General features: G+C 60.7%; 15 protein-coding genes, 1 tRNA gene and 4 pseudogenes. 7 read left to right on the plus strand and 13 right to left on the minus strand.

From position 1 onward, the window contains the following. The first annotated feature begins 75 nt into the window (after positions 1-75). A complete protein-coding gene (locus tag NGJ21_RS22235; RefSeq protein WP_174141939.1) occupies positions 76-633 on the plus strand; it encodes a serine acetyltransferase in 558 nt (185 codons plus the stop codon). A gap of 120 nt (positions 634-753) precedes the next feature. Here NGJ21_RS22235 and NGJ21_RS22240 read toward each other — a convergent pair whose 3' ends face one another. Further along, on the minus strand, positions 754-1,893 hold the full coding sequence (locus NGJ21_RS22240; protein WP_174141938.1) for a Fic family protein: 1,140 nt from the start codon (positions 1,891-1,893) through the stop codon (positions 754-756). Positions 1,894-2,082: 189 nt separating this feature from the next. Between NGJ21_RS22240 and NGJ21_RS22245 the strand changes: the two are divergent. The 3 pseudogenes from NGJ21_RS22245 to istB form a co-directional block, all read left to right on the plus strand. Next, positions 2,083-2,298: pseudogene (locus NGJ21_RS22245) on the plus strand (helix-turn-helix domain-containing protein); the annotation flags it as partial. 391 nt (positions 2,299-2,689) lie between these two features. Further along, positions 2,690-2,962: pseudogene (locus tag NGJ21_RS22250) on the plus strand (transposase); the annotation flags it as partial. A gap of 2 nt (positions 2,963-2,964) precedes the next feature. Further along, a pseudogene (gene istB, locus NGJ21_RS22255) lies at positions 2,965-3,258 on the plus strand (IS21-like element ISPre4 family helper ATPase IstB); the annotation flags it as partial. 94 nt (positions 3,259-3,352) lie between these two features. Here the strand turns inward: istB and NGJ21_RS22260 are convergent. The 8 genes and pseudogenes from NGJ21_RS22260 to rpsU all read right to left on the minus strand — a co-directional run. After that, a pseudogene (locus NGJ21_RS22260) lies at positions 3,353-3,603 on the minus strand (nuclease-related domain-containing protein); the annotation flags it as partial. 221 nt (positions 3,604-3,824) lie between these two features. After that, entirely contained in the window at positions 3,825-5,159 is a 1,335-nt protein-coding gene (locus NGJ21_RS22265; protein WP_251962681.1) for a type II toxin-antitoxin system HipA family toxin, read from the minus strand. A gap of 2 nt (positions 5,160-5,161) precedes the next feature. Further along, positions 5,162-5,422: a helix-turn-helix transcriptional regulator gene (locus NGJ21_RS22270; protein WP_115273038.1), complete on the minus strand. Its 261-nt coding sequence runs from the start codon at positions 5,420-5,422 to the stop codon at positions 5,162-5,164. Positions 5,423-5,708: 286 nt separating this feature from the next. Continuing rightward, a tRNA-Ile gene (locus NGJ21_RS22275) sits at positions 5,709-5,785 on the minus strand. 16 nt (positions 5,786-5,801) lie between these two features. Continuing rightward, positions 5,802-9,545 carry an EAL domain-containing protein gene (locus tag NGJ21_RS22280; protein WP_046787565.1) on the minus strand — a complete coding sequence of 1,248 codons (3,744 nt, stop codon included), beginning with the start codon at positions 9,543-9,545 and terminating at the stop codon, positions 5,802-5,804. A gap of 121 nt (positions 9,546-9,666) precedes the next feature. Then, positions 9,667-11,517, minus strand: coding sequence for an RNA polymerase sigma factor RpoD (gene rpoD, locus NGJ21_RS22285; protein WP_251962682.1), 1,851 nt, complete (start codon positions 11,515-11,517; stop codon positions 9,667-9,669). 67 nt (positions 11,518-11,584) lie between these two features. After that, positions 11,585-13,567: a DNA primase gene (gene dnaG, locus NGJ21_RS22290; RefSeq protein WP_046787567.1), complete on the minus strand. Its 1,983-nt coding sequence runs from the start codon at positions 13,565-13,567 to the stop codon at positions 11,585-11,587. Between the two features lie 299 nt (positions 13,568-13,866). Beyond that, a complete protein-coding gene (gene rpsU, locus NGJ21_RS22295) occupies positions 13,867-14,082 on the minus strand; it encodes a 30S ribosomal protein S21 (protein WP_003255575.1) in 216 nt (71 codons plus the stop codon). A gap of 204 nt (positions 14,083-14,286) precedes the next feature. On the opposite strand from rpsU, the gene tsaD reads away from it, so the two are divergent. Next, a complete protein-coding gene (gene tsaD / locus NGJ21_RS22300; protein ID WP_251962683.1) occupies positions 14,287-15,312 on the plus strand; it encodes a tRNA (adenosine(37)-N6)-threonylcarbamoyltransferase complex transferase subunit TsaD in 1,026 nt (341 codons plus the stop codon). Positions 15,313-15,328: 16 nt separating this feature from the next. Here the strand turns inward: tsaD and plsY are convergent, their stop codons facing one another. Beyond that, entirely contained in the window at positions 15,329-15,898 is a 570-nt protein-coding gene (gene plsY, locus NGJ21_RS22305; protein ID WP_012316571.1) for a glycerol-3-phosphate 1-O-acyltransferase PlsY, read from the minus strand. A 74-nt stretch (positions 15,899-15,972) separates the two neighbouring features. On the opposite strand from plsY, the gene folB reads away from it, so the two are divergent. Next, positions 15,973-16,329, plus strand: a complete 357-nt coding sequence (gene folB / locus NGJ21_RS22310) for a dihydroneopterin aldolase (protein ID WP_009682799.1) — start codon at positions 15,973-15,975, stop codon at positions 16,327-16,329. Beyond that, positions 16,320-16,829, plus strand: a complete 510-nt coding sequence (gene folK / locus NGJ21_RS22315) for a 2-amino-4-hydroxy-6-hydroxymethyldihydropteridine diphosphokinase (protein ID WP_039602169.1) — start codon at positions 16,320-16,322, stop codon at positions 16,827-16,829. Before folB ends, folK begins: the two co-directional genes overlap by 10 nt. A gap of 56 nt (positions 16,830-16,885) precedes the next feature. Here the strand turns inward: folK and NGJ21_RS22320 are convergent, their stop codons facing one another. Genes NGJ21_RS22320 through NGJ21_RS22330 form a run of 3 tightly spaced genes read right to left on the minus strand, consistent with a single transcriptional unit; the run spans position 16,886 to position 20,893 of the window. Beyond that, positions 16,886-17,998 carry a multifunctional CCA addition/repair protein gene (locus NGJ21_RS22320; protein ID WP_204919034.1) on the minus strand — a complete coding sequence of 371 codons (1,113 nt, stop codon included), beginning with the start codon at positions 17,996-17,998 and terminating at the stop codon, positions 16,886-16,888. Between the two features lie 58 nt (positions 17,999-18,056). Next, entirely contained in the window at positions 18,057-19,625 is a 1,569-nt protein-coding gene (locus NGJ21_RS22325; RefSeq protein ID WP_046787570.1) for a SpoVR family protein, read from the minus strand. Next, positions 19,622-20,893, minus strand: coding sequence for a YeaH/YhbH family protein (locus NGJ21_RS22330; RefSeq protein WP_012316567.1), 1,272 nt, complete (start codon positions 20,891-20,893; stop codon positions 19,622-19,624). Before NGJ21_RS22330 ends, NGJ21_RS22325 begins: the two co-directional genes overlap by 4 nt. Positions 20,894-21,022: the final 129 nt, after the last annotated feature.

Consider the following 21,022-nt stretch of genomic DNA (forward strand, 5'->3'; position numbering starts at 1 on the left):
GGGCAAGGCAAAGTGCTGCTGCGTGGCTGACTTAATTGCGGCATGATAATTGGCAGACTTTAGTGGACCCACCGTGTGAACTTCGAAACTTTGCTGGAATGCTGGCGGCAGGAAGTCTCCAACAAGAAAAAGCCCGGGCGCCGTACCAGCCTGTTCTTCAACGTGCTGCGACGTGCGCGCAAGGACAACAAGCTGCGCTTTCTTTTCGCCTACCGCCTGGCGCAGTACCTTGATGCCCGCGGCGGCCTGAGCAGGCGGTATGCCCGCAGCATGCAGCAGCGGCTCAATCTCAAGTACGCCGTGGACATCGACATCGGCGCGCAAATAGCTCCCGGCCTTCGTATCGCCCATCTGCCAGGCGTGGTGATCACTCGCCACGCAAGCATCGGGCGTAATTTTTTCATACGGCAGAATTGCTCGGTCGGGATCAAGACCCTTGGCCTGGACCATTACTCGCTGTGCATAGGCGAGAACGTCAGCCTCGGTGCCAATAGCTGCATCGTTGCTGACCACATCAGCATCGGCAACAACGTGGTCATTGGGGCCATGTCTCTGGTGACCCGAGACATTCCTCCCGATAGCACCTTCTACAACCCGCGCCAGCGGAACCTACAGCCACGGCAGGATTCTTGAGAGCCTGAAAATGAAGAAAGCCGCGCAATCGCGCGGCTTTCTTGTATCGGGTGTCCACACGGACTCGAATTGGCGTAATGGCAGGATCGTGTCGCGTTGCGCTGTTTTGTCGCTGCGAGGTCAGCCTTGAGCGTTTTCCGGGTGCTGTAGCTGGTAGCGCGTGCTGCGCCCGCCGCCGGGCAGTCGGGCAAGGCAGCCCTTCTCGACAAGATCGCTCAGGTGGCGCGTGGCGGTGGCTTTCGAGACCTTGGCCACGGCCTGGTATTGCGCGGCGCTGATGCCGTTCTCGAAACCTCTCTCGCCGCCATCGAGCAGGCGGTTAAGCACTTTGACCTGCTCGGCAGATAAAGCTTGGCTGCGGTGAGCCTGCCAGAAGCGCGCCTTGGCCAGCACGCGGTCTATACGAGCAAGGGCTTGCTCCAGACTCTTGAGCAGCGTTGCGAGGAACCATTGCAGCCAGGCGGTGATATCCAGCGTGCCCTTCTGGCTGGCCTCCAGGATGCGGTAATAGCCGGCACGATCGTCGAGGATGCTAGCCGACATGGCGTAAAAGCGGATAGCCTGCTGTTCGCCCTGAGCCAAAGCCAAGTCGGTGATGGCGCGTGTAAGACGACCATTGCCGTCATCGAATGGGTGCAGGGTAACGAACCAGAAGTGCGCAATGCCGGCACGCAAGAATGGGTCGAGGCTCGCATCGCTGCGGCTGCTCTGGAACCAGGCAAAGAAGTCGTCCAGTTGCGCTTCCAGCCCGGCGCGAGGTGGGGCCTGGAAATGTACGGTAGGGCGCGCGAGACGACCGGAAACTACCTGCATGGGCTCTTCGCCGCGCAGCATGCCGACGCGTAGCGGGCGGGCCATCAAGTGGTCATCGCTGGGGAACAGCCAAGCATGCCAGGCGAACAGCCGCTGCAGAACGAGCGGCTGCTGATAGGCGCGGGTGGCATCGAGCAGCAGTTGCGCCAGGCCTTCGGATCGAGAGGTGGTGCGACCTTCCTCGTTCAGCCCCAGGCGCCGTGCCAGCGACGAGCGCACCGAGCCGACATTCAGCTGCTCACACTCGATGGCGGATGAAGTGACGATATTCTGCAGTAGGGCATCCAGGCTGCTCTGCACTTGCGTGTCACTACTTACAGCTCCCAGCATCCCGAGCAAGCGGCCTTGAGCCTGGCCGCAAGCGCGCAGCAGCGGGGCAAGTGCATCGGCTTGCCAGCTAAAGTGCGCCCAGTTGGGCTGCTGCCAGATCCAGAGCGGTTCATTCATGGAGGGGTGCTCTTTTTTGAGCCGATTAACGAGCTTATTCGGCTCATTTGGTGAGCCGATAATGCCGGCTATTCGGCTCCCTGTCTAATTTTAAAGCCAGGTTGGCTGACTTAATGAGTGCACCTGATTTGTGGGTGTTGAGCCAGCTCACGCGACTGCTTCCAGCAATTCAGAAACACTCTTGAATCGATAAAAGAACGCATCACGATCCAGTTCGGCCAGCTTCAGGGCCTGAGCCAAAGAGCGATCGCCCGGATGCTTGATCGCAGCCCCTCGACCGTTAGTCGTGAGCTTCGCCGTAACGCCGCCAGTACCTCGCCCTATTCTGCCAGCCAGGCTCAGCAACAAATGCGCCTGCGTCGCAAGGCGTGCCGACCTGCGCGCAAGCTTGAACCAGGTGGCGAACTGGGGATTCCATGACCATCCGGACACCCATTCCACCAACATCCGGACACTGATTCCACGTTGATCCGGACACTCATTCCACAAGTATCCGGACACCGATTCCACGGCCATCCGGACACTTTCAGGCAGGCAGCAACGCAGGATTATTCACTACCATCGGCCTCTTTTATCGAAGCGAAGTGGTCGTCGTGGAGCGTTTATCCATGCGTAAAATCCGAGAGGTACTACGCCTAAAGTTCGACGCCGGCCTGTCCGTGCGCAATATCGATCGTGTCCCGGGAAGTGGTGTAACTGAACCAGCCGAAGGCGCCCTGCGGGCGAAAGAGGATGGTCATCGTGGTTCTTGGCTAACGTTGAGTTTGCGGACTTAACATTCACCAGAGAAACCACGATGACCAAGCCCACTATCGCATTGACCGAGTTGGTTGAGAAAGGGGCAGATGCTGATCTGCTCAAGCAAATGATCCAGTTCGTTGCCCAGCGCATGATGGAGTGCGGTGCTGGCTTCGATGTCAAAAGCCCAGACCGGACAAATAGCCGTAATGGCTACCGTGATCGCCTTTGGCAAACCCGCGCCGGCGACGTTGACCTGAAGATCCCGAAGCTGCGCCAAGGCAGCTACTTTCCTGGCTTCCTCGAACCCCGACGTACCGCCGAGAAGGCCAGATGGCGGGTTATGCCAAGACCGACTTGCTGATCCTGGATGACTGGGGCCTGGCGCCGTTTACCGCCGCGCAACGGCGCGACATGCTCGAACTGCTGGACGACCGCTACGGCAACCGCTCGACGCTGGTGACCAGCCAGATGCCGGTAGACAAATGGCACGCACTGATCGGCGATCCGACCTTGGGCGACGCGATCCTCGATCGGCTGGTGCACAACGCTTACCGGATCGAACTGAAGGGCGAATCGATGCGCAGGCGCGCAACGAAATTGACGACGACAGGGACTTCAGACTAACAATGCAAACCTGCGTCGCTGCGCTCCGACTGCCTGTCCGAATGAGCGTGGAACGAGTGTCCGGATGTTCGTGGGCTGAGTGTCCGAATGGCGTGGAATCCGCAATCCAGCCGCTCATGTTCTTCGTTTCCAGCACGAGATGCCGTAGGGCGAAAGGAATATGTGGTCGATCTGCGTGGTGCCGTCGGGTGTGCTCAGGGTGACGTTGTGCAGGCGGCGGTGGGTCTGCTGATCCAGCTGCCAATGGGTAAACAGTCGCACCAGGAGTTCGCCAATATGGCCCTTGTTCCAGGGCGATTTAAGTAGACCGATCAACAGTGCTGCTGGAGTAAACCAGATCAGCATGCTTTAGACTTGCGCAATGACGGGGGTGAATTCCATTTTCCAACCTTCAGCAATCCTGAGTTAACCAAATAGTACCGAAATCTGGCGTAAAGGCGCGATGATATTTATTGGCTGTATTCGGCTCATTTCGTGAGTCGAATAGTTAAGGCCAATCAGCTCACTGTGGCGTCTTAGCGCACAGCTTCGGGGGGATCTGCAGCCATTGGCCCTGCGCCATGAATTCAGCGCTTCTTTGCCAGCAACTCAGAGCGGCCAATCACCTCTCGGCTGCATTGTGGTTTGCGCGGCCCGGAGAAGCCGGCGTCTTCAATGGCGGTATCCAAGCCGCGAAAGTGCGGGGCGGCTTTGGGGCTGCGCAATGTCTCCATTCCCTCGTTCCAGGCATGCACCATGTGTTTGGCCACATCGCGCCAGGCAGGCTCGTTTTTCGCGGCTTCGATCACTTCTCTACCGACCGCTACGGCGGACTCGCAGAGTTGCTCGACCATGGTGGCATACTGGCGCGGTGGAATACCTAGGACGGCTTTGAAAAAGGTTTCCAGCGAACGGCCCGGTGTCCAGGTTTGTCTGGCGCTTACGGACAGGCCAGGTGGGTTGCTGGCGAAGCGCGGGTAGGCCTGAGTGGTCACCAGGTCATAGGCCGGAGTAAAGGCCACGTCAGCACGCGAGGTGTAAAACAGCGCGATGTTCTTCGCGTGGCAATCAGCATTGCGTACCACGTAGTTGGTCAGCAGCTGCCAGCCTAGATGCTCGCGTTGCGTCTGCAGACGATCAGCGGGGATATAGGCCCGCGTGGCCTTCCACACCCGCTCGGTGGTGGGGGCGTACTTTTCATGTGGTGGTAAACCAAGCAGCCCACAGGCGTCTTCGACTCCGTAGCGGGGGATGCCGTGCGCGTCCACGTCGAAGCGATCCACTACCAGGACTTTGCCGTCTTCTGACATACGACAGGTGGCGACAGGCACGACATTCAGCCGGGCCAGTACGCGCATGGTGTAGAACTCGTTGAAGCCTAGAAAAGGGGTCGTGTCGTCGGATCCCTTGATGATGTGCGAACCGGTGCGCAGTGTCGGTTTACCCAGCGGCTCCCGAGGTTCGGCGGCGTCGCTGGAGATGAACTTTGGCACGACCCCCGACACGGCTACCCGCGCGTATTGCCGCACCAGTGCGGCAAAGCGTTCGTTGGTGTTTTCTGCCTTGAGTAGGTGTTCTATCTCGAGCGGGGCGATCTCGACGCCAGGCTGGACGCCTTCAGGCGTCACTGAGACTCTGCCGATGCCGGTGCCACCCACCACGCCCAGCAGCGACAGGTCGGTGCCATCAAGCAGCGGGCCGAACTCTTCGCGGATAACGCCCAGTAAATACCCTTCGGGCAGGTTCTGGCGGAAAAACGGGAACAGGTCACGGGGCCAGCGCCATGCTTCTTCGCGAACCGGCATAGTCAGGCTGACAAAGTCTTCCGCTGCGCTGCCTGGCAGGTATTTCAGCACGTATTCATCGCGCTCCCGATAGAGCTTGGCCACCAGCCTTGAGCTGACGTGGACATCGAGAATCATGCTCACGCGCTCCCTGACCGCTGCTCGCTGAGGATGTCTTCAACAGTGCGCTGGTGTCCGGCTTTGACTAGCTTCAAGTCGTAGCCGGCCGCTTCCAGCAGGCGAACCAGCACTGAAACACTCATATCGCCTTTGGCCAGTGTTTCCATACGTGCCACGGTCGTGCGCGAGACGCCGGCACGTCCGGCCAGCGCTTCCTGGCTCAGCTTCGCCTCACCACGCGCCTGTTTCAGCATTTCGGAGACATCGTAGAGAGAAGTCATTTGTAGCCCTTGGGCATCAAAAATAGGTGTAATGCTGTAAAATGTAGCCCGTAAGCTACATTCGAACAAGTGTCGCCGGGACAAATTTTGTAGCTCATAGGCTACATAGTGCGTGGGTCAGCGTGATTTTGTGGCTCAGGGGCTACAAGGACACAGGTATTGCTCAGCATCTGCATCGGTTTCCGGTGCTGTTAGCTTTTGCGCGCCCTACCTCACAGCCCTGGCGTGCTATTTCCTTCTGCGCACAGCGGACATGAAAAAGCCGCGCAATGCGCGGCTTTGAGTTTGGTGGGCCCACACGGACTCGAACCGTGGACCAAAGGATTATGAGTCCTCTGCTCTAACCAACTGAGCTATAGGCCCTCAGTAAGTGCCCGGATTATAACGAGGGTTTCGAAAGCGTGCCATCCGAAAGATCGGTTAGTGCTATGCGAAGAAACGCCGCTGCAAAATCATCTGGTGGCAGCGGCAGGCTGACGATATAGCCCTGGATCTGTTCACAACCTTCGGCGGCCAGGAACCGTTGCTGCGCCTGGTTCTCCACGCCTTCGGCAATGATGGTCAACTGCATGCTACGCCCCAGCGCGATGATGGCGCGGGCGATGGCTGCATCGTGCGGGTCGTCCGGCAAGCCGCGGATGAACGACTTGTCGATCTTGAGGATGTCCAGTGGCAGGCGCTTGAGGTAGCTCAGGGATGAGTAACCGGTGCCGAAATCATCGATTGCCAATTGCACACCCAGCTGCTTTAGCTGGTGCAGCACGGCCAGGGCTTCTTCGGCCTGGCTCATGATGAAGTTTTCGGTAATTTCCAGCTGCAGGTCGCCTGCCTTCAGTTGGTAGGTCTTGAGCAACTGCTCGATGCGCTTGGCCAGGCCATGGTGGCGCAGCTGCGCCCCGGCGAGGTTTATCGAAAGCGGGCCGAAGGCCTGGTAGTGCTTCTTCCAATGGTGCATCTGCCGGCAGGCCTGCTCCAGCACCCAGTCGCCGAGCTGCAGGATGGTGCCATTCTCTTCGGCGAGGTGGATGAAGTGCTCTGGCGGCACCTCGCCGAAGCTGGGGTGGCTCCAGCGGATCAGCGCTTCGGCGCCAACCAGGGTCTGGGTCTTGAGGCTGAACTTGGGCTGGTAGCACAGGCTCATTTCGTTGCGTTCTATGGCGCGGCGCAGCTCGTGCTCCAGGGCAATACGTTCGCTGGCCTGGGCTGTGAGGTCACGGGTGTAGGCTTCGACACGGTTGCGGCCTTTGGCCTTGGAGCGGTACATGGCGGCGTCGGCGTTGCGGATCAGTGTGGCAACGTCGGTGCCGTCCTGGGGATAGAGGCTGATGCCGATACTCGCGCTGGTGAAAAACTCGTGTTCGCCGGCCTGGAAGGGGGCGCTGAAGCAGGACAGCAGTTTGTTGGCGATGGCACTGGCGTCACTGGGTTTGTGCAGGCCGGGCAGCAGGATGATGAACTCGTCGCCACCCAGGCGCGCCACGGTGTCGACGTCGCGCACTTGCTCCTTGAGACGCTGGGCGATGCCCTTGAGCAGCAGGTCGCCGACCGGATGGCCGAGGCTGTCGTTGATGTGCTTGAAGCGATCAAGGTCAAGGAACAGCACCGCGCCCTGGCGGTTGGAGGCTTGCGGGCAGGTGAGCGCGGCCTGCAGGCGGTTTTCGAACAGCGCGCGGTTGGGCAGGCCGGTGAGCGGGTCGTGGTGAGCCTGGTAGTCGAGCTTGGCCTGAGCGTGCTTGAGGCTGGAGATGTCGGCGAACACGGCGACAAAGTGGGTGATCTCGCGGTCGCTATTGCGCACCGCGCTGATGGTCAGCCAGCCCGGGTAAAGTTCGCCATTTTTGCGTTTGTTGTAGATCTCGCCCTGCCAATGGCCTTCGGCTGTGAGCTGATGCCACATGGCGGCGTAAAAGGCGCTGTCATGCTGACCGGAGGCAAGCAGGCGCGGAGTCTGGCCCAGGGCTTCGGTCTCGTTGTAGCCGGTGATTTCGCTGAACGCACGGTTTACCGCGCTGATGCGCTGGTCGATATCGGTGATCAGCACGCCTTCGGCGGTGTTTTCGAACACGGTGGCGGCCAGTTGCAGTTTTTCCTGCATCAGGTGGCGCTCGGTGATGTCACGGGCGATGGTCAGCATGCAGTCGACGCCGGCAATCGGTAGTGGCCGTGCGGACAGCTCGCAAAGGCGTATCTGCCCGTCGCTGCGGCGGATATGGCAGCTGAAATCGCGCACAAAACCATCGTGGGAGAGTTGAGCGATCAGGCGTTTACGTTCGTTGAGGTCGACCCAGATGCCCAGGTCGAAAGACGTCTGGTCCAGGGCAGGATCGAGGTCATAGCCGGTCAGCCGGCAGAAGCCCTCGTTGACCTCGATCAGCAGGCCATCGCTCTGGCGCGACAGCAGCAGGCCGTCCGGAGACGCGTGGAAGGCCTTGGCGAATTTCTCTTCGGAGGTTTGCAGTTGCTGCTGGGTTTCTTTCAGTTGGCTGATGTCGCGAACCGCCACGACGAAAGCCAGGGTGCCATCCAGCTCGAAGGTTTCGGCAGAGGTCAGGCCCGTGAACAATTGGCCATTGCTGCGACGGAAGCTCATTTCCAGGTTGCGGATACCTCCCTGGTGCAGGCGCTCGAGCAGCAATGGCCCGGCACCTTGCGCACCCCACAGGTTCAGCTCTGTAGCGGTGCGGCCGACCACCTGACCTGGGGTCAGGCCGATCTGCTCCTCGAAAGCTTCGTTGACCTCCAGCAGGCACCCATCACTGTGGCGCGCAATCAACAGGATGTCGGGGCATTGCTGGAATACCGAAGCGAACTTCTGCTCCGACAGGCGCAGGGCGTCTTCAGTGCGCTTGGTTTCGCTGATGTCGATCATCAGCCCGCGCATCACAGGCCGGTGGCCGTGCTCGATCATGCTGACGATGTTGCGCACCCAGAGTGAATGGCCATCGGCACGCATCACCCTGTAATCGAGGCTGTGGTCGCGCCCGGCTGCTGTTTCACTTTCGCAGTAGGCCTGGGCCCAGAGTGCGTCCTCCGGGTGCAGGATGCTGCGCCAGAAGCCTGGTTTGAGCCATTCATGCAAAGGGTAGCCAAGCAGGTCTTCGGCATGGGGTGAGACGTAGCTATAGGTGAAGTCATTGGCGTCAGCTTCCCAGGCGATGGCTGAGAGGCTTTCGATCAGCCCGCGGTAGTGGTACTCGCTGCTGCGCAGTTCCTGTTCCAGGGCAATGCGCCTGGATATTTCCGAGCTGAGGCGGCGGTTGATGCGGATCACCACGGCCAGGATGGCGATCAGCAAAAGGACGCCGGGCAGTCCGTACATGAGCATGTCATTCCAGAACGTGCGTTGATCGACCACATTGCCGACCCAGCGTTGCTGGATCTGCCTGATCTCGTCACTCGACATGTCGGCCATGACCTTGTCGAGGATGCCGACCAGGACCTTCTTGTCGCGCGGTGCGGCCATGGCCAGCTGATAGCGATAGGGCGTTTCGCCGCTGACATAAAGGCCGTCCAGCTTGAGCTGACGCAGGCTCCAGATGCTCGAGGCGAGGTCACCGACCACAGCATCCACCTCATCGGTGGCCAGTGCCTGCAAGGTCGAGCTGACATTGGGCATGGCGACCAGGTTGAGATCTGGATGGTGGGTACGCAGCAGTTCGTGTGGAGCGTAATTCTCCACCACAGCGATTTTCAGGCCGTACAGGTCCTTCAGTGTGCGGGGTTGCTGGCCGCCTTCATGGGCCAGGATGACGATGGGGAAATCCAGATAAGGGCGTGTGAAAGCCAGGAAGCCCTGGCGTTCGGGGGTTGACATGACGCCGGGTAAAAGGTCGATGCGGCTTTCGCGCGCCTGTTCAAGTACCTCGGTCCAGGTGCTGGGTTCGACCGGCTTGAATGCCACGCCCAGACGGTCCTGGAGCATGGCGATGTAATCGGCGGCCAATCCCTGGTACCGGCCTTGCTGGTCACGAAATTCGAACGGTGGCCAGGAGGCGTCGACGCCCAGCTTCAACTGCGGGTGGGCAGCGAGCCAGGTTTTTTCCTCGTCTGTCAGGGTCAGGGCGCCGGCCGTTGTGTTCCACAGGATCAGGAGCAGCAACAGAATGGCCGGCATTGGCGGCATGGCAGCCTCGCATTCAGGTGGTCTGAATTCGAGTGTAGACGGGCAATCGCCGCGAAGGGTAGCTACTTGCCACGACCTTTTGTCACATAAGAAAAACCCCGGCCTGGGCCGGGGTTCGTCATCACTCGTCGAGGAAGGATCGCAGGTGCTCGCTGCGCGTCGGGTGGCGCAATTTGCGCAACGCCTTCGCTTCGATCTGACGGATCCGTTCACGGGTCACGTCGAACTGCTTGCCCACTTCTTCGAGGGTGTGGTCGGTGTTCATGTCGATACCGAAACGCATGCGCAGCACCTTGGCTTCGCGTGCGGTCAGGCCCGAAAGCACGTCGCGAGTCGCTTCCTTGAGGCTTTCGACCGTGGCCACGTCGATCGGGGACTGCATGGTCGAGTCCTCGATGAAGTCGCCCAGGTGCGAATCTTCATCGTCACCGATCGGGGTTTCCATGGAGATCGGCTCTTTGGCGATCTTCAAGACCTTGCGGATCTTGTCCTCAGGCATCTCCATGCGCTCACCGAGCTCTTCCGGGGTCGGTTCGCGACCCATTTCCTGCAGCATCTGCCGGGAAATACGGTTGAGCTTGTTGATCGTCTCGATCATGTGCACCGGGATACGGATGGTGCGTGCCTGGTCGGCGATCGAGCGGGTAATCGCCTGACGAATCCACCAGGTGGCGTAGGTCGAGAACTTGTAACCGCGACGGTATTCGAACTTGTCCACCGCTTTCATCAGGCCGATGTTGCCTTCCTGAATCAGGTCGAGGAACTGCAGGCCGCGGTTGGTGTACTTCTTGGCGATGGAAATCACCAGACGCAGGTTCGCCTCGACCATTTCTTTCTTGGCGCGGCGAGCCTTGGCCTCACCGATGGACATGCGGCGGTTGATGTCCTTGATCTCGGCAACGGTCAGGCCGGTCTCGGTCTCAAGGTCGATCAACTTTTGCTGACAGGCGACGATGGCGGCGTCCTTTTCACCCAGGGCAGCAGCCCATTTGGTGTTGCGCTTGGCCAGGTCACCGCTCCAGGTCTGGTCGGTCTCGTTGCTCGGGAACAGGCGCAGGAAGTCGGCACGCGGCATGCGCGCATCACGTACGCACAGTTGCATGATGGCACGCTCTTGCTGGCGCAGGCGGGCCAGGGCATCACGAACGCGCTCGACCAGTACCTCGAACTGCTTGGGCACCAGCTTGATCGGCATGAACAGATCGGCCAGGGCCTGCATTGCACTGATGCTCTCGGCGTGGCTGCGGCCATGCTTTTTCAGCACCTTGAGGGTGATGGCGAGCTGATCCGATACCGCGCCGAAACGCTGGGCTGCAACGACTGGGTCCGGACCGCTCTCGGTCTCTTCCTCATCGTCACTGCTATCGTCGCTTTCTTCCTCGTCCTCGGCCTCTTCCTTCGTGGCAGCGGCCTTGGCGCCAGGGATCGGCACTTCTTCGGTCGGAGCGGCGATATTGTCGTCAGGGTCGATGTAACCGCTGAGAACATCGGACAGACGGCCACCTTCGGTGGTGACGCGGTCGTATTCACCGAGGATGTAGTCAACTGTGCCCGGGAAGTGGGCAATAGCGCCCATCACTTCACGGATGCCTTCCTCGATACGCTTGGCGATTTCGATTTCGCCTTCGCGGGTCAGGAGCTCGACCGTACCCATTTCGCGCATGTACATGCGCACTGGGTCGGTCGTGCGGCCGATATCGGTTTCAACGGCCGCCAACGCAGCAGCGGCTTCTTCGGCCGCGGCTTCGTCGGTGTCGGCTTCCGCCAACAGAAGGGCATCCGCATCCGGAGCACTCTCGAATACGTTGATCCCCATGTCGTTGATCATGCGGATGATGTCTTCCACCTGTTCAGGATCTGAAATATCCTCAGGCAGGTGGTCGTTGACCTCCGCGTAAGTCAGGTAGCCCTGCTCACGACCGCGGGTGATCAATTCTTTGATACGAGACTGCTGTTGCGCTTTTCCGGACATAACACCCTATCCACTGAAGGTCTTGGCGGGCAAAAAACAAGCCGAGGATTATACCCGAGCATGGGCCTCACGCGCCAGATGAGGTCGGCGTTTGTGCGGGAACATTCCGGCTCAGCAGGGCGAGAAGCTGAGATTTTTCCTCGCTGCTCAACTCGCTTTGACGTGCTTTCCTGAGCAGATGTTCCAGGCTGCGCTCGCGTTGGCGGGCGGACAAGCTAGTTATAGTGTCGAAAAACTGTTGTTCAAGGTTGTCGGCCACGATCAGCCATTCCTTTTCTGCCAGGGCCCGCAGCAAGCGGCCCTGTTCAGTGCCGTGCCAGCGTGCGATCAGCTGCATTGAGCTTAGCCCAGGATTTTTCTGCGCGGCCTCGATCAGCGCCACCAGCAACTGGCTGTAGAGATGCTCTTCGTCGGCAAAGTGGCTGGCGTCCTCGACTTTGCCGGCCAGCAACGGGTGGTGCAGCAGCGTGCGCAAGGCCGCCAGGGTCGGGGGTTCCACCGGTGCCGGCGTGCGTGGCGGCGCTTCATCGCGCTGCTGCCACGGCTTGCCTCCCTTGCGGTTCTTGTCCCAGGGCTTGTCGCTCCACGGCTTCTTGCCGCCCCCCTTGTTCGGCTTCCACTGCTGCTCCTGCTGCGCCGGGGCGTAGTCGTGTTGCGGCATGTCGCCATAGTCGGGGGTGTAACTGGCCATGGCGTCGTAGTCGTAGCCAGGGTCATAGTCCGGCACGCTGTTGGCGGCAGGCGCCTGCTGGGCCAACTGCTCGACCTGCTGTGGATCGAGGCCGGTAATTTCCTTCAGGCGATTGCGCATCAGCTGGCGCAGGTTGGCGCCGGGGATTTTTTCGATCAACGGTGCAGCCAGGGTCGCCATGTGCGCCTTGCCTTCAAGCGAGCGCGGGTCGGCCTCGACGCTCAGTTGCTCGAAGAAATAGTCGGCCAGCGGCTGGGCGTGCTGGTTGATGCGCGCCATGAAGGCATCGGTGCCCTCTGCGCGTACCAGGCTGTCCGGGTCTTCGCCTTCGGGCAGGAACAGGAAGCGCGCACGGCGCCCGTCCTGCAGTGCCGAGAGGGTCGACTCCAGGGCGCGCCAGGCGGCCTTGCGCCCGGCCTGGTCGCCGTCGAAGCAGAACAGTACGCTGGGCACCACGCGAAACAGACGCTTGAGGTGTTCTTCGCTGGTGGCGGTGCCGAGTGTCGCTACGGCATTACGCAGGCCCTGCTGGGCCAGGGCGATGACATCCATGTAACCCTCGACGACGATGATCTCGTCGAGGTTGCGGTTGTGCTTGCGTGCCTCATACAGCCCGTAAAGTTCCTGGCCCTTATGGAATACCGGGGTCTCCGGGGAGTTGAGGTACTTGGGCTTGTCGTCGCCCAGAACGCGGCCGCCAAAGGCGATGATGCGCCCGCGGCTGTCGCGTATCGGGAACATCACCCGGTCGCGGAAGCGGTCGTAGCGTTTGCCGCTTTCGGCGTTTTCGATCAGCAGGCCGGCGTCGATCATCACCTTCTGTTGCAGGGTGTCCGCGCCGAGGTGCTTGAGCAGGTTGTCCCAGCCGGGTGGTGCGAACCCAAGGCCGAAGTCGCGGGCAATTTCGCCCGACAGGCCGCGGCCCTTGAGGTAGTCCACTGCGGCTTTTCGGGTCGGGTGGCTGCGCAGGGCCTGGCGGTAGAATTCCGAGGCTGCATCCAGCAGCGGGTAAAGCGGCGAGTCTGTAGGCTGTCGCGGCTTCTGGCCGCGACGGCCTTCCTCGCGGGGCACTTCCATGCCTGCGGCACGGGCCAGTTCCTCGACGGCCTGGGGGAAGTCCAGGTTGTCGTGGTCCATGACGAAGCCCAGGGCGTTGCCGCCTGCGCCGCAACCGAAGCAGTAATAGAACTGCTTGTCCGGGCTGACCGTGAAGGACGGGGTTTTCTCTTTGTGGAACGGGCAACAGGCAGAGTAGTTCTTGCCGGCCTTTTTCAGCTGGACGCGCGAACTCACCACGTCGACGATGTCGAGGCGGTTGATCAGGTCGTCAATGAAGCTTTGGGGAATCAGCCCGGCCATGGCAGTCTCGTCATCTGGCAACTGGCAAGTCTAAACGCTAGCGCGCCGTTAGGGGCAAGAGCTGCTAGGGGATGTGCGAGGGAATGTGTGCTCGTCGGTAGCCTCCAGGTAACCAGGGGCTCGTCAGTGAGGACGTGCACGACTGGTCGAAACCAGCTCTGACGTTTTGATGCGCTTTGCCCATTGCAGGTTGCGATGGACGCCTTGAACTAGCTGCTCAAGGTTGAAACAAACCGCTGCCATCGGCCCGGCGGTGAGCCGGGCAGGGCAGAAGCTTTGCGTAGAACGGCTGTACTGTATTAGTACAGACGAACGGCGCGGCGCTGTTCGCGCTGAACTTTCTTGGCGTGACGCTTAACAGCAGCAGCTGCTTTACGCTTACGCTCGGCGGTCGGCTTCTCGTAAAACTCGCGGCTACGAACTTCAGCCAGTACACCGGCTTTTTCGCAGGAGCGCTTGAAACGACGCAGAGCTACGTCGAAGGGTTCGTTCTCTTTAACTTTGACGGCTGGCATCCAGGGCTACCTTAATTCATTACCGGGGTAGACGTGCTCCTGGCAAAACAAAGGTGTGCTGGAGAACGTCGGTTTTCAAGGGTTGCGGATGTTAACCCTTAGCAAGCCGGAATGCAAAGCCTCTGATCGAAAACCGCTGGTCGGCACCCGGCACGGGGACTATCATGCGCGGCTTCGAAATCAGCCCCCACAAGGGACGAGCCCATGCTAGTACTGGGATTGGAAACATCCTGCGACGAAACCGGCGTCGCATTATACGACAGCGAACGCGGTTTGTTGGCCGACGCGCTGTTCAGCCAGATCGACCTGCACCGCGTGTTTGGCGGGGTGGTACCCGAGCTTGCCTCACGGGACCACGTCAAGCGCATGCTGCCCCTGATCCGCCAGGTGCTGGACGAGGCGGGCTGCGTGGCCACCGAGATCGACGCCATTGCCTACACCGCAGGCCCTGGCCTGGTCGGAGCGCTGCTGGTGGGTGCGTCCTGCGCCCAGGCTCTGGCTTTCGCATGGGATATTCCGGCGATCGGCGTGCACCATATGGAAGGCCATCTGTTGGCGCCCATGCTTGAGGAAAATCCTCCGCAGTTTCCGTTCGTCGCTTTGTTGGTGTCTGGGGGGCATACCCAGCTGGTTCGGGTCGATGGCATCGGCCAGTACGAGTTGCTGGGCGAGAGCCTGGATGATGCTGCTGGCGAAGCGTTCGACAAGACTGCCAAGCTGATCGGCCTCAATTACCCGGGTGGCCCGGAAATCGCTCGCCTGGCAGAACGGGGCGTACCGGGGCGTTTTGTGTTCCCGCGGCCGATGACCGACCGTCCGGGCCTGGCGTTCAGCTTCAGTGGCCTGAAGACCTTTGCCCTGAACACTTGGCAGCAGTGCCGCGATGCTGGTGACGACAACGAGCAAACCCGTTGCGACGTGTCCCTGGCGTTCCAGCAGGCTGTGGTGGAGACTCTGACCATCAAGTGCAAGCGCGCACTGAAGCAGGCCGGCCTCAAGCGTCTGGTGATTGCCGGTGGCGTGAGCGCCAACAAGGCATTGCGTGCCTCCCTCGAGGACATGCTCGGCAGTATCAAAGGCAACGTGTACTACGCGCGTCCCCAATTCTGTACCGACAACGGCGCGATGATCGCCTATGCCGGTTGCCAGCGGCTGTTGGCCGGGCAGCAGCAGGACCTGGCGATCAGCGTGCAGGCGCGCTGGCCGATGGAGCAGTTGCCACCGTTGTAAGCCGCTTGCGTGTGCGTCAGAAGTGGCGTTCGCGCCCGGCGAACAGGTCGCGCAGGTTATTGCGGTGGCGCCAGACGATCATCACGGTCAGCACGCTGATCGGCAGCAGGGCCGCTGGCTCGCGCCAGGCCAGCAGTGGCAGGGTCAGCGGTGTGGCGATCAGCGCGGCCAGCGAGCTGGTGCGGGTGAGGTAGAACGTCAGCAGCCAGGCGGCGATGGCCAGTAGCGCGGCGGGGAAGTACAGGCCCATGAGCATGCCGGCCGCCGTGGCCACGCCCTTGCCGCCCTGGAAACGGAAGTACACTGGGAACAGGTGGCCGAGCACCGCGCAGACGCCTACCCAGGCCTGCTCTTGCAGGTCGAGCCCGGCCAGGCGTGCCAGCATTACGGGCAGCAAGCCCTTGCACAGGTCGCCAAGCAGGGTCAGGATCGCCATTTTGCGGCCCGCCAGGCGTAGCATGTTGGTGGCGCCGGCATTGCCCGAACCGCAGGAGCGCGGGTCCGGGCTGCCCGAAAGGCGGCTGAGGACGATGGCGAAGGACAGCGAGCCGAGCAGGTAGGCGAGCAGCGCCAGTAACCAAAACATGCTAACTATTCCGGGCGAGGACGCCTTGATTCTAACGGCGCCAGTCGCCCTTGTCGTGCTGTGGAGAGAAGTGCTTGGACAGAGTGTTCATCGAAGGCCTGGAAGTCGATACCGTCATCGGTGCCTATGACTGGGAACGGGATATTCGCCAGTGCCTGCGCCTGGACCTGAGTTTTGCCTGGGACAATCGCCCGGCAGCGGCTGGCGATGATCTGAACCTGGCGTTGGACTATGCCAGTGTTTCGGCGCGTATCCAGGCCTTTGCCGAGCAGGCGCGTTTCGAACTGGTGGAGACGTTCGCCGAACGGCTGGTCGCGGCCCTGATGGAAGAGTTCCACATCCCTTGGGTGCGGCTCAAGCTGACCAAGCCGGGTGCGGTCCCTGCGGCCCGAGGCGGTGTTGGCGTGGAGATCGAGCGCGGATGTCTCTGAGCACGGTTTACCTGGGCCTGGGCAGCAACATCGATCGCCATGCGCACCTGTGCGCAGGGCTCGATGCATTGGCGGCGATCCTCTGTGACATGCGTTGTTCTCCGGCGTTCGAAAGCCAGGCTGTGGGGATCAAGAGCGGCCCATTCATCAATTTCGTGGTGACGGGCAAGACCGACCTTGGGTTGATGGAGCTGGACCGCCGGCTCAAGTTCATCGAGGCTGACAATGGCCGCTACGCGCCCGACCGCAAGGGCCTGCCGCTGGATATCGATGTGCTGATGTATGACGATCTGCATGGCACGTTCGATGGGCTGGTGTTGCCCAGGGCCGAGATTCTGAAGAACGCTTTCGTGCTATGGCCGTTGGCGCTGCTGGCGCCTGAGCTGGTGCATCCGGGAGAGGGTAAGAGCATGGCCCGGTTGTGGCAGGAGGCTAATATCGACCAGGTGTTGGCGCCGGTCGCGTTTGAATGGCGCGGTTTGCAGCTTACCAGCGTCTGAGCCGGGGTGATCGCTGCTCGTACTGGCCCCTTCACGGGTAGGTACGAGCAGTTGGATCAGTTTTCGGCATTGGCCTTGTAGGCCTTCAGTGCCTCCAGGCGCTGATGCTTCAGCGCCTCCCCCAATGCCTGCCCGGTCAGCCCTGCTTCCACCAGGGGCTTCGCCTCTACCGCCCTGGCGGCCGCTGCCGCTGCGCGCAGGTAATCAGCCTGTGGATAAGCCTGTGCGCTTCCTTGGGCAACCATCTGGCACACGGAAATGAAATCCTCGAAGCGTTGTGGTCGCCGATACACGTCGAACTTCTGAAGCAATGCCAGCATGTCTTCTGGCTCCAGCTGCAAGGCCCTGTGGCCGTTGCTGGCGCATTCACCCACCAGCATGGCCAGTTCCTGGCATTCACGCGGCGCCTTGAAGCGCTGGTTGAGCGCTTTGATCGAGGCTGGCTCCAGGCTATGCAGCAGGCAGGCCCAGCGAATGTGCAGTGGCTGATGATGTTTGGCTGCTTGCGTGAGTGCCGCCAGCGCAGCCGCATCTCCCTCAAGCTCAGGCATCAGTTGTTTCAGTGCTGCACAGTCGCTCAGTACGTTGATGAACACCTGTGGCTCATCTTCCATCAGCGCTCGCTCGATCTCTTTCCAGCTGCGTTCAGCCGTCAGCGCCTGCAGTTCGCCAGAAGTCGCGATCTGCTTCATCAGCTCCAGTGTTTCATCGGCGACCCTGAACCCTAGCGGGGCATAGCGTGCGGCAAAGCGGGCAACACGCAGTACGCGCAAGGGGTCTTCGGCGAATGCCGGGGACACATGGCGCAGAAGGCGTTGCTCAAGATCGGCCCGACCGTGAAAGGGGTCCAGAACGTTCCCCTGATCATCCTCGGCCATGGCATTGATGGTGAGGTCGCGACGGATCAGGTCTTCTTCGAGGGTCACCTCGGGGCTGGCGTGGAAGGTGAAACCGCCATACCCGCGCCCGCTCTTGCGCTCGGTACGCGCCAGGGCATATTCCTCGCCCGTCTTGGGGTGCAGGAAAACCGGGAAGTCAGCGCCAACTGGGCGAAAGCCCTTGGCGTGCATTTCTTCGACGCTGGCACCCACCACCAGCCAATCGATGTCACTGACCGGGCGCCCGAGCAGGCGGTCGCGTACGGCGCCGCCGACTTTGTAGATTTGCATGTGCAGCCTCCATTACTGCCCACAGGATACCCTGTCGGCAGCAATGGTGGTGTGCAGGCTAGAGGTGATGGATGACGGCCAGGTCCATGCGGCCGTAGTCGCCGGCTTCGCCATGCTCGCCACGCGGTGGCATGTGGTGGGTCTTGACCACTTGATCGCCTTGCACGGTTTCCAGGTGGATGTCGAAGCCCCAAAGGCGGTGCAGGTGCTTGAGCACCTCCTCGGTGGAGTCACCCAGCGGTTTGCGGTTGTGTTGCTGGTGGCGCAAGGTCAGGGAGCGGTCGCCGCGGCGGTCGATGCTCCAGATCTGTACGTTGGGTTCGCGGTTGCCCAGGTTGTACTGGGCCGCGAGTTGCTCGCGTATCGCCCGGTAGCCAGCTTCGTCATGGATCGCAGGCACCAGCAGGTCGTCGCGCTGGTCGTCATCCAGGATGCTGAACAGCTTGAGGTCGCGGATCACCTTGGGAGACAGGTACTGCAGGATGAAGCTCTCATCCTTGAAGCTGCTCATGGCGAACTTGATGGTCGACAACCAATCACTGCCGGCAATGTCCGGGAACCAGCGGCGATCTTCCTCGGTAGGGTTTTCGCACATGCGGCGGATGTCGGTGTACATGGCGAAACCCAGGGCATAAGGGTTGATGCCGCTGTAATAAGGGCTGTCGAAGCCGGGCTGGAACACCACACTGGTGTGCGACTGAAGAAATTCCATGATGAAACCGTCGGTTACCAGGCCCTCGTCGTACAGGTCGTTCATCAGGGTGTAGTGCCAGAAGGTCGCCCAGCCTTCGTTCATGACCTGCGTCTGGCGTTGAGGGTAGAAGTACTGCGCGATCTTACGCACGATACGCACCACTTCGCGCTGCCAAGGCTCGAGTAGCGGGGCGTGTTTTTCGATGAAGTAAAGGATGTTTTCCTGCGGTTCGGCGGGGAAGCGCGCATCATCGCGGTCGCCGCCTTTCTCTGCGCCTTTGGGAATGGTGCGCCACAGGTCGTTGATCTGGCGTTGCAGGTGCTCCTCGCGCTCCTTCTGGCGGCGCCGCTCCTCCTCGGCGGAGATCGGGTAGGGACGTTTGTAGCGGTCCACGCCGTAGTTCATCAAGGCGTGGCAGGAGTCGATCAGGTCTTCGACAGCATCGATGCCGTGGCGCTCTTCGCACTGGGCGATGTACTGCTTGGCGAACACCAGGTAGTCGATGATCGAACTGGCATCGGTCCATGTGCGGAACAGGTAATTGCCTTTGAAGAAACTGTTGTGGCCATAGCAGGCGTGGGCAATCACCAGTGCCTGCATGCACATGGTGTTTTCTTCCATCAGGTAGGCGATGCAGGGGTCGGAGTTGATCACGATCTCGTAGGCCAGGCCCATCTGGCCGCGGCTATAGGACTTCTCGGTGCTGAGGAACTGTTTACCGTAGGACCAGTGGTGATAGCCCAGCGGCATGCCGACGGAGGCATACGCGTCCATCATCTGCTCGGCTGTGATCACTTCGATCTGATTGGGGTAGGTGTCCAGGGCATAACGTTCGGCCAAACGGCTGATTTCCCGATCGTAGGTCTGGATCAGCTCGAACGTCCACTCGGACCCGGTGGAAATGGGTTGGCGTCTCTGTTCTCTGGCGCTCATGTGGCTAACCTGCGCTGGAAGAGTTCACGGAAGACCGGGTAAATGTCACCGGCCGAAACCAACTGCTGCTGGGCGAACGTGTCGGGGAAAGCCTCGCCGATACGCTCGTATTCGTACCACAGCGCCTGATGCTCGCGGGGGGTGATCTCCACGTAAGTGTAGTACTGCACGTGCGGCATGATCTGTTTGGAAAGGATCTCACGGCAGATGGGCGAGTCGTCGTTCCAGTTGTCGCCGTCGGAAGCCTGGGCGGCATAAATGTTCCAGTCACTGGCCGGGTAACGTTCGGCCATGATCTCCTGCATCATCTTGAGTGCACTGGAAACGATGGTGCCGCCGGTCTCGCGGGAATAGAAGAACTCTTCTTCGTCCACTTCGCGGGCACTGGTGTGGTGGCGGATGAACACCACCTCGATGCGGTCATAGTTGCGCTTGAGGAACAGGTACAACAGGATGAAGAACCGCTTGGCGATGTCCTTGGTGGCCTGGGTCATCGAGCCGGACACGTCCATCAGGCAGAACATCACGGCCTTGGAACTGGGGTTGGGCTGCTTGACCAGCAGGTTGTACTTGAGGTCGAAGGTATCCAGGAACGGCAGGCGGTTGATACGGGCCTTGAGCCGCTCGATCTCTTGCTCGACCTCCTGGATGTCGGTGAAGTTGTCGGGCTCCTCGACTTTCAACCGGGCCAGTTCCTTCTGCGCCTCGCGCAGCAGTGCGCGGCTGCTGCCGGTCAAGGCGATACGCCGGGCATGGGCCGAGCGCAGGGTGCGCACGATATTGATGCGCGACGGGTTGCCTTCGTTGGCGATACCGGCGCGCACGGTCTTGAAGGTGTCGGCACCGGTCAGGTGGCGTTTGACCAGGTTGGGCAGCTCGAGGTCTTCGAACATGAACTCGAGGAACTCTTCCTGGGTGATCTGGAAGACGAAGTCGTCCATGCCCTCGCCGGAGTTGCCTGCCTTGCCGCGGCCACCACCGCCGCCACCGCCCTGCGGCCGGGCGATATGTTCGCCAGCAGTGAATTCCTTGTTGCCCGGATGCACGATGGTCTGCTTGCCGCCGCGGCCATGGTGCAGCACCGGTTCGTCGATATCACGTCCCGGGATGCTGATCTGCTCGCCGTGCTCCATGTCCATGATGGAGCGACGGCTTACGGCCTCTTCGACGGCTTTCTTGATGTGTTCACGGTAGCGCCGCAAGAAACGCTGGCGGTTGACCGTGCTCTTGTTCTTGCCGTTCAGGCGTCGGTCGATAACGTAGCTCATGGTCCCTCCGGTGACTGGATGCAGCTGCAACTGCAAGCCACAAGCTTCAAGCCACAAGCTTCAAGAAAGAGCAGCCAGCGCTGCTGCAGGCTGTGGCGTCGGGTTTGAACCGAGCGCGCACAACTTGCA

Origin of the sequence: Pseudomonas sp. Marseille-Q5299, from assembly GCF_943737035.1 — a bacterium.
GTDB classification, from domain to species: domain Bacteria; phylum Pseudomonadota; class Gammaproteobacteria; order Pseudomonadales; family Pseudomonadaceae; genus Aquipseudomonas; species Aquipseudomonas putida_E.